16 protein-coding genes and 1 pseudogene are annotated in these 16,560 nt (G+C 44.5%); 3 read left to right on the top strand and 14 right to left on the bottom strand.

The genetic code is table 11. The annotated features are described in order from the left end of the window. Positions 1-86 precede the first annotated feature (86 nt). From trpS to rpe, 3 genes are read right to left on the bottom strand one after another with little or no spacing between them, the layout of a single operon-like run. A complete protein-coding gene (gene trpS / locus FM037_RS01620; RefSeq protein WP_144044555.1) occupies positions 87-1,094 on the bottom strand; it encodes a tryptophan--tRNA ligase in 1,008 nt (335 codons plus the stop codon). After that, positions 1,091-1,798: a phosphoglycolate phosphatase gene (locus tag FM037_RS01615; RefSeq protein ID WP_144044554.1), complete on the bottom strand. Its 708-nt coding sequence runs from the start codon at positions 1,796-1,798 to the stop codon at positions 1,091-1,093. Before FM037_RS01615 ends, trpS begins: the two co-directional genes overlap by 4 nt. A gap of 3 nt (positions 1,799-1,801) precedes the next feature. Beyond that, on the bottom strand, positions 1,802-2,476 hold the full coding sequence (gene rpe / locus FM037_RS01610) for a ribulose-phosphate 3-epimerase (protein ID WP_144044553.1): 675 nt from the start codon (positions 2,474-2,476) through the stop codon (positions 1,802-1,804). A 205-nt stretch (positions 2,477-2,681) separates the two neighbouring features. Here rpe and FM037_RS01605 point away from each other — a divergent pair, with 205 nt between their 5' ends. Both FM037_RS01605 and FM037_RS01600 read left to right on the top strand, forming a co-directional pair. Next, a complete protein-coding gene (locus FM037_RS01605; protein ID WP_407695623.1) occupies positions 2,682-3,113 on the top strand; it encodes a hypothetical protein in 432 nt (143 codons plus the stop codon). Next, a complete protein-coding gene (locus FM037_RS01600; RefSeq protein WP_144044552.1) occupies positions 3,076-3,234 on the top strand; it encodes a DUF2970 domain-containing protein in 159 nt (52 codons plus the stop codon). Before FM037_RS01605 ends, FM037_RS01600 begins: the two co-directional genes overlap by 38 nt. 40 nt (positions 3,235-3,274) lie before the next feature. Here the strand turns inward: FM037_RS01600 and FM037_RS01595 are convergent, their stop codons facing one another. The 10 genes and pseudogenes from FM037_RS01595 to FM037_RS01555 form a co-directional block, all read right to left on the bottom strand. Beyond that, positions 3,275-4,114, bottom strand: a complete 840-nt coding sequence (locus tag FM037_RS01595) for a Dam family site-specific DNA-(adenine-N6)-methyltransferase (protein WP_144044551.1) — start codon at positions 4,112-4,114, stop codon at positions 3,275-3,277. A 49-nt stretch (positions 4,115-4,163) separates the two neighbouring features. Next, positions 4,164-4,538 carry an SPOR domain-containing protein gene (locus FM037_RS28955; RefSeq protein WP_229381046.1) on the bottom strand — a complete coding sequence of 125 codons (375 nt, stop codon included), beginning with the start codon at positions 4,536-4,538 and terminating at the stop codon, positions 4,164-4,166. Further along, complete coding sequence (locus FM037_RS01590; RefSeq protein WP_229381045.1) at positions 4,517-5,596, bottom strand: ATP-binding protein; 1,080 nt, start codon at positions 5,594-5,596, stop codon at positions 4,517-4,519. The genes FM037_RS28955 and FM037_RS01590 overlap by 22 nt, the downstream gene beginning before the upstream one ends. A gap of 15 nt (positions 5,597-5,611) precedes the next feature. Next, positions 5,612-6,687: pseudogene (gene aroB, locus FM037_RS01585) on the bottom strand (3-dehydroquinate synthase). A gap of 8 nt (positions 6,688-6,695) precedes the next feature. Next, on the bottom strand, positions 6,696-7,211 hold the full coding sequence (aroK, locus tag FM037_RS01580) for a shikimate kinase AroK (RefSeq protein ID WP_144044550.1): 516 nt from the start codon (positions 7,209-7,211) through the stop codon (positions 6,696-6,698). A gap of 218 nt (positions 7,212-7,429) precedes the next feature. Then, complete coding sequence (locus tag FM037_RS01575; RefSeq protein WP_144044549.1) at positions 7,430-9,475, bottom strand: type IV pilus secretin PilQ; 2,046 nt, start codon at positions 9,473-9,475, stop codon at positions 7,430-7,432. 20 nt (positions 9,476-9,495) lie between these two features. Beyond that, positions 9,496-10,014, bottom strand: coding sequence for a pilus assembly protein PilP (locus FM037_RS01570; protein WP_144044548.1), 519 nt, complete (start codon positions 10,012-10,014; stop codon positions 9,496-9,498). Then, entirely contained in the window at positions 10,015-10,632 is a 618-nt protein-coding gene (locus FM037_RS01565; RefSeq protein ID WP_144044547.1) for a type IV pilus inner membrane component PilO, read from the bottom strand. Next, entirely contained in the window at positions 10,629-11,204 is a 576-nt protein-coding gene (locus FM037_RS01560) for a PilN domain-containing protein (RefSeq protein ID WP_144044546.1), read from the bottom strand. The genes FM037_RS01565 and FM037_RS01560 overlap by 4 nt, the downstream gene beginning before the upstream one ends. Continuing rightward, the gene (locus FM037_RS01555) at positions 11,192-12,271 is read right to left on the bottom strand and encodes a pilus assembly protein PilM (protein ID WP_144044545.1); all 1,080 of its coding nucleotides are present in this window, start codon (positions 12,269-12,271) and stop codon (positions 11,192-11,194) included. The genes FM037_RS01560 and FM037_RS01555 overlap by 13 nt, the downstream gene beginning before the upstream one ends. A 186-nt stretch (positions 12,272-12,457) precedes the next feature. Between FM037_RS01555 and FM037_RS01550 the strand changes: the two genes are divergently transcribed. Beyond that, positions 12,458-14,986 (top strand): penicillin-binding protein 1A, encoded by a 2,529-nt coding sequence (locus FM037_RS01550; RefSeq protein ID WP_144044544.1) that lies wholly within the window; start codon positions 12,458-12,460, stop codon positions 14,984-14,986. A 157-nt stretch (positions 14,987-15,143) separates the two neighbouring features. Here FM037_RS01550 and argH read toward each other — a convergent pair whose 3' ends face one another. Continuing rightward, entirely contained in the window at positions 15,144-16,508 is a 1,365-nt protein-coding gene (gene argH, locus FM037_RS01545; RefSeq protein ID WP_144044543.1) for an argininosuccinate lyase, read from the bottom strand. Positions 16,509-16,560: the final 52 nt, after the last annotated feature.

Raw genomic sequence — 16,560 nt, 5'->3', positions numbered from 1 at the left:
ATAAAAAACCAGTAGTGGTGACTACTGGTTTTACTCATTTGATAAAGTCAGGCTAGACAAGCTTAACTTCTCTGAAAATAGGCTGACTAAACAATAAGGCCTATTTTCTCGTAAACCTTCTTCACGGTAACTTCGGCGCGAGCCTGTGCCTTCTCAGCCCCTTCACGCATCACTTGATGCAAGAATGTAGTGTCTTCTCTAAATTCACGATAACGCACCTGAAGTGGCTCTAACATCTCCACTACCGCTTCGCCCGTTGCAGTTTTTAGATGGCCGTACATCTTGCCTTCAAATTCGGCTTCGAGACCGGCAATACTCTTACCCGTAACACCTGACATCAAACTGAGTAAGTTAGATACACCTGGCTTGTTCTCGATATCGAAACGAACCACAGGTGGCTCATCGCTATCTGTCATCGCCTTCTTAATCTTCTTCATGATCTTCTTAGGATCTTCCAGTAGGCCAATAACGTTATTACGGTTATCGTCAGACTTAGACATCTTCTTAAGCGGATCTTGCAGCGACATAACCTTAGCACCAAGCTCAGGAATGAATGGCTCAGGAATGGTAAAAGTCTCACCGTAGGCATTATTGAAACGAGTCGCGATATCACGTGTCAGTTCTAGGTGTTGCTTCTGATCTTGACCGACAGGGATCTCATTGGCTTGATACAGAAGAATATCGGCGGCCATCAGTACCGGATAGGCAAACAGACCCACATTGATATTGCTAGCATGCTTCTGCGACTTATCTTTAAACTGAGTCATGCGGTTCAGCTCGCCCATCTGGGTATAGCAATTCAGCGCCCAACCTAATTGAGTGTGCTGGGGAACCTGAGACTGGATGAATACCGTACTCTTCTTAGGATCGACGCCACAGGCAAGATATAAGGCCAAGGTGTCCAAGCAGGCTTCCCTGAGCGCTTTAGGATCTTGTCTCACTGTGATGGCATGCAGATCGACAACGCAGTAGAGACAGTCATGACTGTCTTGCAGAGCAACCCACTGTTTCAATGCACCCATGTAGTTACCTATGGTTAGCTCTCCAGACGGCTGTGCGCCGCTGAGTACTATGGGCTTTGCGGGGTTAGTCATAGGTTTTCTTGCTCCGTTACTTTGAGGCTACCGTTTACCAGCGCCATGATTTCACTAAATTGTTCACAGACCGCATCTGGGTCACTTAGCCCAATATCTTCACCGTAATTGTACCCATAGGTCAAGCCTATCGAGGCAATACCAGCGGCTTTTGCGGCTAAAATGTCATTTTTTGAATCCCCAACCATCAAGAGCTCATCGGGCTCGAGCTGCCAATGAGATAAAAGGTGAGTTAATGGCATGGGATCCGGCTTCATTCTTTCCAGAGAGTCACCACCTAGAACATGAGAGAAGTGTTGACTGATGTCGAACGCTTCCAGCAGTGGCAGGGTAAACCTATGGGGCTTATTGGTGACAATCGCCAGAGGAAAACCAAGAGCCGTTAATTGCGCTAAGATCTCTTTCACATAGGGGTAGAGCTGGCTATGCTGTTGCAAATTATCTTGATAATGATGCATAAACTTGGGCATGGAATTTTCTAACTCATCCAGCAGGACTTCTCGCTCCAGAGCATGAGTTAGCGCCCGGCTCATTAACATCTGAGCACCATTCCCCACCCAGCCGCGCACTTGGTCTTCAGTACAAGCTGGTAAGTCGAGCTCAGACAGAGTCGCCTGAGTGGCGGCGGCAAGATCCGGAACACTGTCGATGAGTGTACCATCGAGATCGAATGCGATCGCCTTAAGGTTTTTCCAACATGTCATAAATTAAGACTCAAGTTTAGCGAGTTCACTGCGCATCTCATCGATAACGGCTTTATAATCCGGCTTATTGAAAATAGCAGATCCAGCGACGAACATGTCTGCGCCCGCTGCGGCAATTTCGCCAATATTATCTACCTTGACGCCACCATCGACTTGAAGACGAATATCGAAGCCGCTAGCATCGATCAGCTTCTTCACTTGGCGTAATTTATCTAAAGTTGAGGGGATAAAAGATTGCCCACCGAAACCCGGATTAACCGACATCAATAGGATGACATCGAGTTTATCCATCACATGATCCAGATAATGTAATGGTGTACCTGGATTGAATACCAGACCAGCCTTACAGCCTGACTCTTTGATCAACTGCAGACTTCTGTCTAAATGCTCTGTCGCTTCTGGATGGAATGTGATGATCGATGCTCCTGCTCTGGCAAAATCGCCAATCATACGATCCACAGGCTTAACCATCAGATGCACGTCAATATCGGCGGTGACACCATAATCGCGCAATGCCTTACATACCATAGGACCAATTGTCAGGTTAGGAACATAATGATTATCCATAACATCAAAATGAACAACATCGGCACCGGCATTGAGAACAGCATCTACATCTTCGCCTAAACGGGCAAAATCGGCAGATAAAATAGAGGGAGCGATAAGAAAAGGGCGCATAGCAAACTCATACAGTGTCTAAGAAGTACGCTATTCTACCTTCTACGGACATAAGCCTCTAGAGCCGATGTCAAATTAAACAAGATCATGTACAAAAAAGTCATACCTTTATATGATATTATGAATCAGCTTAAAAATATGTTCAAAATACAATCTACTTTGTTATAATTACGCGACCTGCGAGGGCTGTTGAATAAAGGGAAATATGATGGAAAAGGGAAAGAAGCTCACAGCGAGTATAAAATCTGCTAGTGTTCTTGCCGTTACTGCATGTGCGATTGCAATCACAGCGATGAGTGTCCAGAGCCTATCGGCTTCCGAGTCGGCCTCAGCTTGCGTCTGCAGCAGCTCCACTTCCAGCTATAACTCCTCTTTACCAGCCAGCCATCCTAATAACCGCTGTGCACGTCAGACAGAAGATCTGAGCTGGACCACTTGGTTTGCGGGCAAGAGTCGTTCTAACCAGCTACATTTTGTCGATCTATTGGAACTGCTGTACGGTCATAGTGAGAGCCCACTCGACGATGTCCCCCGACAAACAATACACAACATAGCTTCTAGACTACTCGGTCGTGCTAACGAATCTCTTTCGACTTTTTATGAGTACCTTAGCGGCTTTTCTGGGTGTTCAGAGTGAGCAGAACAGACAAAGAGACTTTCAAAGCAGCTCCCCTTTGCCTTTCATTATTATGGGAATTATCTTAGCGATTGGGCTGGTACTATCACTTATCTTCATTGTTAAGCTAGTACTGAGCTAGTACTTCACAACCAGCTTCAGCACAAAGTATATAGCCCAAGCTAGTCATTCTCGCCGTGGTAGCGTTGGTCATACAAGGCCATCAACTCATCAACTTTCTTTCTGGCACTGCCTTTCTGGCTGATGTTTCTCTGTACCTTAATCGTATCTAAACTCGCTCCATGATATAGCTCTCTGGTTAGAGGTGTATCATGATTGCTGATCAATACGGGAATACCTCGGTCAATAGCAGTATGTCTCGACTTTCTGGCTAACAAGGCCTGATCATCCAGGGAAAAACCTGCACCGACATAGGTAGTAAAACTCGCTTTAGACGGCAATGGCGCATATGGGGGATCGCAGTACACCACGTCTCCTTGAACCGTGAGTTCGAATGCTTCCTCATAACCTACGCACTTAAACTCGGCAGCTTGTGCTTTCTCTGAAAAAGCCCGCAGCTCTTTCTCGGGAAAGTATGGCTTCTTATAGGAACCGAAAGGTACATTGAAACCGCCCTTTCGATTATAGCGACACAAGCCATTGAAACCGTGACGGTTCATATAGAGGAAGTAAACTGAGCGAATGAAAGGATCTTTGGTGAGATTAAACTCAGTCCTCACCTTGTAATAAGCTTCTTTATCATTCATCTCAGGTACAAACATGGCCTTAGCTGCGGCTATATATTTATCAGGTTCGGTCTGAACTATCTTATAAAGATTAATAAGATCTTGATTAATATCACATAGTAGATAAGTAGTATAATCAGTATTAAGAAATACCGATCCTGCACCTACGAAAGGCTCTACCAGACGATCTCCCTCGGGAAGATGCTTTGAGAGTGCTTCAATCAGTTTAAATTTTCCACCAGCCCATTTGAGAAAGGCTCTCTGTTTTTTACTCATCTAAATTGATTGATTGCTAAGAAAAAAGAAGGTGACGATTGTACTCTGTTTAGTGGGGAATATCATTAGCATCAAGCCCTTCTTCTAGCTGATATTCGACTAAATTTTTCCATTCTCGGGTCCAGAGAGAGTTCAAACGATACTTTTGCATTAACGCCCGGGATTTTTCATTCGCAGCAGCGAAAGTTTGAAAGTGACCAAGGAGTATTATCCAGCGTTCTCCATGACGTGCAAGCTGAATATCCTGCTCTCCTTCTATCTCGGCTAAAATATTGTTGAGGGATTTAATCTTTCTAACACTTGCAAGTTGAAGTGTATAGCCGGTAAGAGTACGCTTTTCATGGACCTCTTCGATGGGGAAATTATCTTCCTCTTTCTCAAGCTCTATTGCCTCAAACTCCTCTAACCCTTTAAAGGTTTCCATCTTGAAGCTTTCTGGGCCACCGCCACCAGTTGCTTGAATATCGGCCGCTGATTGCGATTGTTCTTCTGAGCTTTTAACTTGAGCCTCATGGCTATCCCCTCCAGTGATCCAGTAATAAGCTCGGTTAGCTCCTCAGGCTCAGGAACCTGAGAATCTTCTCTTCCCTCTGCTAGCCTGTGATGTAGAACAAAATAACCCGCTAAGACCCGCTCCCCGTATAGAGACAAAGGGGAAGACGCACTATCAGGTTCAATGACTGTTAGAGCGACGCTCGATGTGCCATTTACCTCGGAAGGGGAAAACAGATAATAACTCGCGAGTAACAAGGAAAAGAGTATTGATACTCCTGCTATCACAGGCTTAGACCATTTGTTTGCAACCACCTTCTCCGTAAGCCCATTGAGAGAAAGTTCTAATAAATTCACTACCTCTTGAGGCGTCCCTGTCTGTTTCTCCAGCTGATTTCTGACTATTTCTCGCGGAGTAAAAGGATCTTGTTCGCTACGACTCAGCAAAGTGTAGTACAGAGCTTCACGCTCCTGTATCAGGAGTGGATCGATATTTATCGACAGCAATGATTCTTTCAGGGTTTCAGGTAGCTGACTCTCCAACTCATCGAAAAAATCCAGCTCACAGGTTAACGTCAAGGAGATGGTTTTCCCTGGTAGCCTTAGTTGGCTCAACACGATGCATTCAGCAACGAGTTCCATCGGAAGGTAATGAGCATCGTCCAAGACAATAAAAGACGCCTGTGGCATAGATGATACGAGTCTGAGGATCGTTTCAGACAGAGAAATTTCATCATCAAAGACTGGCTCTGAAAATAATTGAATTAAAATTTTTCGACGAATTTCACTGCTATCACAGTGTTTGGGGCAAGTTACCAACGCGGAGCTAAACTCTTCCAGCTCATTAACCAGCGAGGTAATTAATCTTGTCTTACCTGAACCTCGCCCGCCAGTCACAACAATCAGCTGTTGACCATAGAGGCTAACATGTTGCAACCTCTGTACTAAGGTCTCTTGGCTAGGTAGTAAAATCGAGTCGTTTAAAATCACTCACACACCTAAAATCTAAGGGCGGCGAAGAACCTGTTCCAGTATCTCATCGGTCACGTCGCTGTATATTCCTGACTTACCGATAGCTTCAGGAAGAATGAGCCTCAGTTGACCTTTAAGTACCTTCTTATCACGCCGCATATGCTTGATGAATTGTTCAAAATCCATCGACTCCGGAGGGGCCACAGGTAGATCAAAAGCCTGGAACAATTTAATGATTCGACAAACAATTGACTCATCGATCAATCCCATCCGACTTGCAGTATTAGCAGCAAGTACTGTGCCAGCAGAGACTGCTTCACCGTGTAACCAGACACCGTAACCCATCTCAGCTTCGATGGCATGACCAAAGGTATGACCCAAATTAAGCAGTGCACGCACTCCTCTCTCAGTTTCATCTTGGGCAACCACATCAGCTTTTATGTCACAGCATCGACCTATGGCATACTCTAGTGACTCTTTATCCAATGACTTTAACTGAGAAACATTATTCTCTAGCCATTGAAAAAACTCACCATCCCAGATAATCCCATACTTGATGACCTCAGCCATACCAGCAGCAAATTCTCGGGGGGTAGTGTGTCTAAGCAGTTGGTATCGATCAACACGAGTTTAGGCTGATGGAAAGCACCTATCATATTCTTACCTAAAATATGATTCACCGCCGTCTTACCGCCAACAGATGAATCAACCTGGGCGAGAAGTGTGGTGGGTACTTGAATAAAATCTATGCCTCTTTGATAGCTCGCGGCGGCAAAGCCGGTCATATCACCGATCACACCACCACCTAAGGCAACAAGAACTGTGTCTCTGCCTAGGTTTTGCTGCAATAAAGAGGTAAAAATATCATCCATCTGAATTAATGTCTTGTATTGCTCGCCATCGGGTAAGATGACAGGTTCAACACAGTCAAAATCAGATAAGAGAGACTGTAGCGACTCTAAATAAAGAGGCGCTACAGTGTCATTCGTAACAATTAGAATCTTTCTATCTTGGAGGTAACGGGCAAGATGCTCGCCACCAGTCAGCAAATTCTGGCCAATAACGATAGAGTAACTTCTTACACCTAGTTCAACCTGAATCTGCTTCATTTTTCCGCCTAGAAACCTAACTGTTCGATGATTTGGTTTGCCACAACCTTCGCACTCTGTTCATCGGTTTTAACGATGACATCTGCAATCTCTTCATACAAAGGATTACGAGTAACAGCCAGATTTTCAAGGACTTCTCTTGGATCGTCAACCTGTAACAGTGGACGACGCTTATCTCGCTGTGTGCGAGCAACTTGCTTATCAATTGTGGTCTCTAGATAGACAACGATTCCACGAGCAGAGAGGTTATTACGTATCTCTTTACTCTGAATAGAACCACCGCCAGTCGCTAAAACAATACCCTGTTTCTCAGTTAAGTCAGCGACGACCTGTGTTTCACGAACGCGAAAACCTTCTTCACCTTCGACATCAAAAACCCACGCGATATCAGCACCAGTACGCTTCTCAATTTCGTGATCTGAATCGTGGAACTCTAAGTGCAGCATCTGTGCTAGATGACGGCCTATTGTGCTTTTACCAGCCCCCATAGGGCCTACTAGAAAAATATTACGTTTCTCAGCCATTGCTATTACGTCTGAATCTTATATGAAGTTTGCCGATGTCGATTCGAAAAATAAAATCGACCTAAAATGTTACCTTGCTCTAATGAGACTTGACCGCAGATTATCTCAGTTAAACACCACATAAGGCAAGTCATGTACGCACATATTGTAAAATTAGTCTTAACCCAACAAAATAGCCAGCACCAAAGTACTGACTAACCACTTGTTATAATTTAATATTATAGGTCTTCAGAGATAATTTTTGGCGTAACAAAAATTAAGAGCTCTTGCCTTTCATTCTTGTCTGTAGTGCTCCTGAAAAGAAAACCAAGGAAGGGAATATCACCCAGTATCGGTACTTTACTCACACGGCTGATCAAGTTTTGTTGATAAATACCACCTAAGACTATGGTTTCACCATGGTTCACCAGTACCTGAGTACCGATTCTCTGGGTATCGATAGAAACAGCTTCACCCAGAGGGGTAGAAACCACCTTGCCTTGAGAATCTTGAGTGATCTCTAAATCCAATATAACCCTATTATCAGGAGTGATTTGTGGTGTCACCCGCAGTGACAACACTGCTTTTTTAAAGCTAATCGTTGCAGCACCGCTGGAACTGGCCTCTAAATAGGGAATCTCAACACCCTGCTCGATATAAGCTGCTTTTTGATTAGAGGTCATGATGCGTGGACTCGCGATGATCTCTCCCTTATCTTCCTTCTCCAAGGCGCTCAACTCCATATCGAGTATGGTGCCATCGGCAAGCTTGGCGACATGAAACGCGATACTTGCAGACCCCGCTCCGGCGGGTAATGCTACGTTTAGCCGGTCAGCGAGAGCGGGGATGATGCCATTTGCTATACTCTGGGCCCCCTCCAGACTTCCCGAAGTACCTCTGTCACCTTGTTGATCTGTGATGCCCCACTGAATACCAAGCTCTTCCGAAACATCATCTTTCACCGTCACCATTCTAGCCTCGATGAGAACCTGACGAATAGGTATATCCAGTACCTCGATTAACCTGTGTACATTCTCTAACGTCTCTTCGGTGTCTCTAACTAAAAGAGTATTGGTACGTTCATCGACGGCAGCACTTCCCCGTGAAGTCAGCAGGCTCGAATCCTCACTCTTCAACAATTCAGCGATATCAGATGCTTTAGCATAATTTATCTGCAAGTATTCAGAATATAATGGCGCTAATTCTTTTACTTCAAGCTGATTCTTTAGCTGCTGACTCTCTCGAATTGCCAACTCTTCACTTGGCGCTATCATAAGAATATTACCTTCGATGCGCTTATCCAGTCCTTTAGTCTGCAAAATAAGGTCCAGAGCCTGATCCCAGGGAACATCATCCAGACGCAGGGTAATATCACCTTCGACGGTATCACTGGTGACTAAATTAAAGTCGTTATAATCCGCGATAATCTGTAGCACGGTTCTCACCGAGATACTTTGAAAATTTAGAGACAGTGAGCGTCCATCATATTTTTTCTCCTCTTTAACTACCGCCAGCTTATCAGCCTTCTTAACGCTGAGGCGAAACAGACTGCCTTCTTGTTTGTAGTTATATTCATATTGGCCTGAGATATCTATGAGTATTCGCGTCGTTAATTCTTCTTTAAAAGTTTCAAAGCTACGCACTGGAGTTGCAAAATCTTGTACATCCATCACATACAAGAGATCTGAACCAATATCGGTATTATAAAGCTGCAGCTCTAGCTTAGAACCAACCTGCTTCACGTTAGCCGCCACCGAACTATTATTTAACTTAACTAATAATTCTCCGCCGCCTTCAGAAGTTCGTCTGAAGTCGATATTTGTAATCCCGTTAATAAATGGATTTTCTGCCGTGGCATTACGATCGGCAACCTCATCATTTATCGTTAGATTATAGGTATTGCCCTTAAGCTTGCCTTTATAGGCTTTGACCTTATTCAGCGTAACTATCACCCGCATCATGCCATCGACTTGACGTACATTGATATTCTCAACTCCGACAGTATTTACTGGCATTGTCTGTTTCTCTAACCCAGAGATACTGCCGCTAAAACCTAAGATAATTTCAGCGGGTGATGCATTGAGATCGATTTCAGGTGCCATCACTTCATGTTCGAAGATTAATTGCAGCTCCAGTTGATGATCGACAACTGAGTGGAATTTAACATCCACCAGGCGGTTTTCGGCCGCAGCGTATGAGGCACTCACAATCAGCACAAAAGCGCCAAAAACTCTAAAAAGAGAAGATTTATTAAAAACGTTTTTTATCGCGGCAGAAGATTCCATTATTCCCTCATCCTTCGCTGTTATTCGCCAGTAAGTTCCATGTTGCTTAACCTTTCAGTCCAGCAACCAGAACCGTCTGGTATTAATTCAATTATTTCGACCATTTGCTGAGTAACTTTAGCAATACGACCATTATAGAGTCCTAAAAACTCACCAATACCTAAGCGGTAAACACTACCATCATTGGTCTCAACTAAGGCCCAAATGATGTCTGTTTCACTCAAGGTTCCACGCATCTTTAAGTTGTCCAGCGCATAGGTTTCCAGTCGCCCCTTTCGCCTCTTAAGATCCGGTTGAAGACAATCTTTAGTCGTATCTATCAGCTCTTCCGTCAACTCACGCGAAGGAGGAACAAATGGGCTACGCATCAGATTGGCGTGATACACAAAATGTTCAAACTTAGGCGTCTCTTTCAGTTGTGGGATATGAGCAACATGCTGTGCCTTAGTCGAAGTGACGAATAGTTCAAGATCACTGCGATCGCCAACACAACCAGATAAAAAAAGTATTAAAATACTTAAAGAAAGGAGTCTCATCATCTATTTAGCCCCCTTCTTATCTTCTGGTGGCAAATCAGCCCCCTCCTTGAAGCGGTATGTTTTGGCGAGTATCTCCATGCCTAAGGTGCCGTCGTCTGTTTTCTTGATAACAAAGTCATGTAAACTCACAATACGCGGCAATTTAGCCACACCACTGACAAACTGACCTAACTCATGATACTCGCCACTTACCGACATGCTGATAGGAAACTCAATATAGAAGTCTCTTTGTATCTCTTCACGCCAATCTAGGCTGTCGATCCTCAAACCTGAGTCTGTTGCCACAAAGGTAATATCATCGACCAATCCAGGCATCTCATTCTGAGAAGGTAACATTTTAAGAAGTTCTGCAAATTGCACTTCCATTTTGGCAAGCTGTTCTCGATAGAGTTTCAAGTTTGCTGCCAGCTGGTACTTAGATTTGAAGTCATTTTTTAAGGTCGTTTCAGCTCTCTGCTCTGTATCGAGTTGATCGATCGCATCCGAGATAAACAGAAAATAGCTCGCAACAAAAATACAGACGGCAAGTAAGGCTGCGAATACAAGTTTAACCAGTGACGGCCAGCCACCTATATTCTCAAAGTCAATATCATTAAACTGCTCCAGATCGAGGTTCATTTACTCGCTCCTTGTACCGCTTCAGCTTGATCACTTTCTTTGATAGTCACTTTCAGGCTAAAGCGTTGTAACTGCCTCAGTTCTATATTTTGAGCCACAATAGACTGCATATTTGGATTGTGTAGCCACATTGAAGTTTTTACTTTTCTCATCATATTGGCGACATTGTTATTCGATTCACTGCGCCCCTCAATCCACAACAAGCTTCCCTTCTTCTCGATACTGGAAAGATAGATCCCCGGCGGAATAATCCTGACTAACTCATCCAGAACATGGGTCGGCAAATTTCTTGATTGTTGCAAGTTCAAAATAATCTCGGTGCGCCGCTCAATATCTTTCTTTCGGGTTTTAATCTCTTTAATTTCGGCGATTTGTTTCTCTAGCAAGCTAATCTCAGATTGTAAGTAAGCATTCCTGGATTTTTGGTTATCTGTCATCATGTCGACGAAACCCAGTGCCAGATAAACCACTAGAGAAGACACCAAAAAAACCAAAGCTAAAATGCCAATATAATCTTTTTTCTGCTTCTCTCGCGCTTCTTCACGCCAAGGTAGTAAGTTTATGTTCGCCATTGAGAATAGCTCCTCAGTGCTAACCCACAAGCCACCATGTATTTACTGATATGGGGCTGTAATCTATTTTTCACATCATCCTCGGCATGCAAACACCCCTGAAACGGATCCGCTATGATGGTATGAACACCCAATTCATTGGTTAACAGGTTGGCCATCCCCTCAAGTTTAGAAGTACCGCCACATAACACTATGTGATCAACTTTATCTTTCCCGCTTGAAGTACAGTAAATCTGTAATGTCCGCTTTATCTGCTGCAATAATTGCGTTTGGAACGGGGATAAGACTTCGAACATGTAATTTCGGGGAAGATCTCCCTCTATCTTGGCTTTTTCGGCTTGCTCATGAGACATGCCATAAAAAGAGAGTATCGACTGAGTAAATAGTTCTCCACCGAATGCTTGCTCCCGAATAAAACTTGTCTCGCCATTTTCAACTACCGCGAAGGTCGTGATATTGGCGCCTATATCGACAAGTGCAACCACCTTATTCTCGGCCTTACCAGGCAGTTGAGCTGCAACAAGCTCAAATGATCGCCCTAACGCATAACCTTCGATGTCGACCACTTTAGTTTCTATATTGATATTATCTAGGGCATCGACACGAGCATCGATATTTTCCGTACGACACGCACTTAACAAGACATCAACTTTCGTAGGGTCCGTGCTATTCACACTCAAGGTCTCAAAATCGATACTCACTTCATCCAAAGAATATGGAATCAGGTTATCTGCCTCGATATCAATTTGAGCTTCCATCTCCTCTTCACTCAAGGTCGCATCCATATAAATGACTTTCGTCATTACTGCAGATCCAGATACCGCTACCGCAGCAAATTTAGCATTTTTAGGCAGGCTACGTTTTACTTGCCTCAATGACTCGGTAATTGCATCATTATCTCTGATCTCATGATCATTAACGGCACCCTTTTTAACAGGTACAGCTGCATGACTTACAATTTTATACCCGTCGGCCGTCTTGCTCAGCAGTATCGCCTTAATTTCGTGGGAACCAACATCGATCCCAACCATCTGCGGAGCCTGACGCTTCCATAATTTCGAAAGCATAATCAATTGTCACTTTTTTGTTATTGTTCAGGAATTAGATTAGCACAAAATCAACTCGTTATAGATATTTGTACAGAATGTTTCTTGATTTTACAATTGCCATTTTTTTGACAACTATTTTTAACTTCACCATTGGGCTATCCCCTTATATACTGTTGTCCCTGCTATAAATATTGGAATTATCTGGTGAAGTGGTTTAAACGTATTGTCATCGCTATTTTTAGTTTAATCCTATTAGGAATAGGCGCCATTGCTGCAGCATATTTCTATGTATTACCCGATCTACCTGACGTAAATACACTGAAAACAGTTAAGCTACAGACTCCTTTGCGCATCTATAGCAGTGACGGAAAACTGATCTCACAATTTGGTGAGAAAAGGCGTATCCCCGTTGCCTTTGAGGATGTTCCACCATTACTTATCGATGCAGTTTTAGACACAGAAGATGCCCGTTTCTTCCAACATCATGGCATAGACCCTATCGGTATAACTCGCGCAGCTATCATATTGATCACCACAGGAAAAAAGAGCCAGGGAGCCAGTACGATCACCCAACAGGTGGCACGCGGATTCTTCCTCTCTCGAGAAAAGACATACATACGCAAAGTTAAAGAGATTTTTCTAGCGATAAAAATTGAAAAAGCACTGTCGAAAGAGCAGATATTAGAGCTTTATCTAAACCGTTCTTTCTTAGGAAACCGTGCATATGGCGTAGGGGCTGCGGCACAAGTTTATTATGGTAAAGAGCTCGAAGAGCTCAACTTACCAGAGATGGCCATGATTGCCGGTCTTCCTCAAGCACCATCGGCAGCAAATCCAATCCGAAACCCTAGCAGGGCAACCAATCGGCGCAATTGGGTATTAAGCCGTATGTTGGAGAAAAAGAATATTACTCAGTCACAATATACTGAAGCTATTCAGGCTCCCATAACGGCAAAATACCATGGAGCAGAAATCAGCTTATATGCCCCCTATATTTCTGAGATGGCCAGAGATTATCTGGTTGATAAATTTGGTGAAGAGGAGGCCTATACCGGAGGTTATAATGTTTACACCAGCATAGACTCCAAGCTACAGCTAGACGCCCAACATGCACTTAGAAATAACGTTTATTCCTACGATCAAAGACACGGCTATCGTGGTGCTACCGCTGTTTTATGGACAGATACTCCACTCGAAACCTCTCATTTACTCACGCGACTCAAACAGACTCAGGCTTTCCAAGGCTTGGTGCCCGCCGCCGTAATGGGTATCGAAGAGCAGAGTGCATCCTTGCTCACCTCTTCAGGGGAAACAATCCAGATAGATTGGCAAGGTTTGAAATGGGCACGAAAATTCATTAGCAACAAACGACAAGGAAGAGCGCCTAAAACGGCAGGTCAAGTACTAAAAGTTGGCGAACAGGTCTGGTTACGCAATAATGGTGATTTCTGGCAGCTATCCCAGATCCCAGTCGTATCCAGTGCAATCGTGTCGCTCGACCCACAGAATGGTGCGATAGAGGCGTTAGTAGGTGGTTTTAGTTTTCACACCAGCCAATATAATCGTGTCACCCAAGCCAAGCGGCAGTTAGGCTCGAATATTAAGCCATTCATCTATACCGCTGCAATTGAGAAAGGTTATACCCTAGCGACGCTCATCAACAATGCACCCATCAATAATGCAGATACCAGACAAGGTACCGCATGGCGTCCTAAGAACTCCCCAGATCGCTACACGGGACCGACTCGATTACGTGTAGGACTCGCTCAATCCATCAACGTCATGTCGGTGAGGACCATGCGTTATGCTGGCCTGGATAAGGCTATCGATACCTTAGTCAAATTTGGTTTCACCCGTGACGATATCCCCAGAAACGAATCTATCGCGCTAGGTTCGAACTCTGTAACACCGCTGCAGGTCGTCACCGCTTTCTCCACCTTCGCTAACGGTGGCTACAAGGTCGAACCTTACTTTATCGAACTCATTGAAGACTCCTACGGCACTGTGATTGAGCAATCTAGCCCGACATTAGCCTGTACCCCTAATGCCGAGCCACTGCCTATCAGTGATGATCCCTTTGCCGCTATGGCTGAAGAATTTAAACAGGCTGAACAGGTTACAGATGCAGATAGTTGCGGTGGTCCCGATGCTCGCTATGCAAAAAGGATCATCTCGGAGCAAACCGCATTCTTGGTCACGGAAGCGTTAAAGAGTGTAATTTGGGGCGGCGGTAACTGGAGCAAGGGTACTGGCTGGAATGGTACAGCTTGGCGAGCCTCACGCGTGGTTAAACGCCGTGATATTGCGGGAAAAACAGGTACTACCAACGAATCTAGGGATACCTGGTTCAGTGGCTTCAACCCTAAGCTTGCCACAACCGTATGGGTTGGTTTTGATGATCACAGCAAGGAACTTGGCAGAACCAGCTGGGATGCCAATGGGGCTAAAGATCAGATCTCGGCTGCCGAAGCAGGAGCAAAAACCGCAGGACCGGGTTGGAATGAGTTTATGAAGGATGCACTCGCTGGCACGCCCGAGATCCCAACGACTCCTCCCAAGGGCATCATTTCTGTCAGAATAGATTTGGCCACGGGTAAATTAACCAGAAAAACGGATTACACTAGCTCATTCGAGTATTTTGTCTCCGGAACTGAGCCAAAAGAATTTGCCACAGGGACCAATGAGTCAAACGATATATTCATCGAAGATTCGGCCGATGAACTATTCCAATAAAGGTCTCTCGCTCACAAAACCAGTATAAAACACTAAATAAAAAGCACTATAGAGTGATTAACTCAATAGTGCTTTTTTAGTTATATATGTTTAAAATTAGTGACTTAATTTTGACATAGACTAAGAATATTTTTATTTTGGTCTATTTATTCAGTTTTCAAGTCAACTTACTGGTCAGTGCCGCTTTCACTTGAGGCAGCGAAGTACCTCCAAGGGCTTCTCTTTTTGCCAGACAAGACTCTATGGTCAGACAGGCATACACATCATCGGCTATAATATTTGAAAAGGCTTGTAGCTCCGCTAATTCAAAATCCTCTAGGGGTTTCTTCAGCGCTATGGCTTTAACCACCACTTCACCCACTACATGATGCGCTTCTCTGAAAGGCATCCCCTTAGCCACTAAGTAATCGGCTAGTTCGGTCGAATTTGCATAACCTTGTTGGGCGGCTCTTAAGGTATTCTCACGATTAACCTTGAGGCCACTCAAGACGAGTGCCGCCATCTCGAGACAGATAGCCCAGCTATCCATAACATCAAACAGTCCCTCCTTGTCTTCCTGCATATCCTTGTTATATGCCAGAGGAAGCGCCTTCATCGTCGTAAGAATGCCAATCAGACTACCGTACACTCGTCCTGTCTTGCCCCTAATAAGCTCCAGAGCATCGGGATTTTTCTTCTGTGGCATCAGAGATGAGCCCGAAGTCACTTCATCATCTAAGTCGATGAAGCCCGCTTCACCACTGTTGAAGAAGATGAGATCTTCTGCCATACGACTAAGGTGCATCATGCTGATTGAGGCATCGCTACAGATCTCAATCACATGATCTCTGTCGGATACCGAATCTAAACTGTTAAGGGTCGGAGAGGCAAATCCTAATGCTTCGGCTAACTTGTATCTATCCATGGGATAAGCCGTACCAGCAAGTGCCCCGGTCCCTAGAGGACAGGTATCGGCCCGCTTGAGGGCATCTTCTAAGCGGCTAATATCACGCTCAAACATCTCTACATAGGCTAGACACCAATGACCAAATGCAATGGGCTGAGCACGCTGCAGATGGGTATAACCTGGCATAACAGCATCGAGCTCTCTTTGGGCAAGTTCGAGAAGTGCTTGTTTCAAGCCCTTTAGCAATACGAGCTGCTGTTGACCCTCCTTCTTGCACCATAGCTTAAGATCGGTAGCCACCTGGTCGTTACGGGAGCGACCTGTATGTAGCTTCTTACCCAGATCACCTACTTTAGCGATAAGTGATTGCTCGACGAAGCTATGAATATCTTCGGCGCCCGATGCCAAGATCAACTCTGGCTTATCTTCAACCTCGGCTAATAGGTCTTTCAACGCCTGCTGTAACTGAGTGCACTCTTGCTCAGTCAAGACACCGACCTGAGTAATGGCTTCGGCCCAGGCTATCGAACCGACAATATCCTGCTCAATCAAACGGTAATCCACAGGCAGTGAATCATTGAATAATTTAAACAGTGCACTGCTTTCCTGACTAAATCTTCCGCCCCATAATGCCATGCTGGTATCCTCATTTTTTACAAAAAAGGACGCTTAGCGCCCTTTATTTAAA

The sequence above is a fragment of the Shewanella psychropiezotolerans genome, from assembly GCF_007197555.1.
GTDB lineage: Bacteria > Pseudomonadota > Gammaproteobacteria > Enterobacterales > Shewanellaceae > Shewanella > Shewanella psychropiezotolerans.
This window is presented reverse-complemented; position numbering and strand designations above follow the sequence as displayed.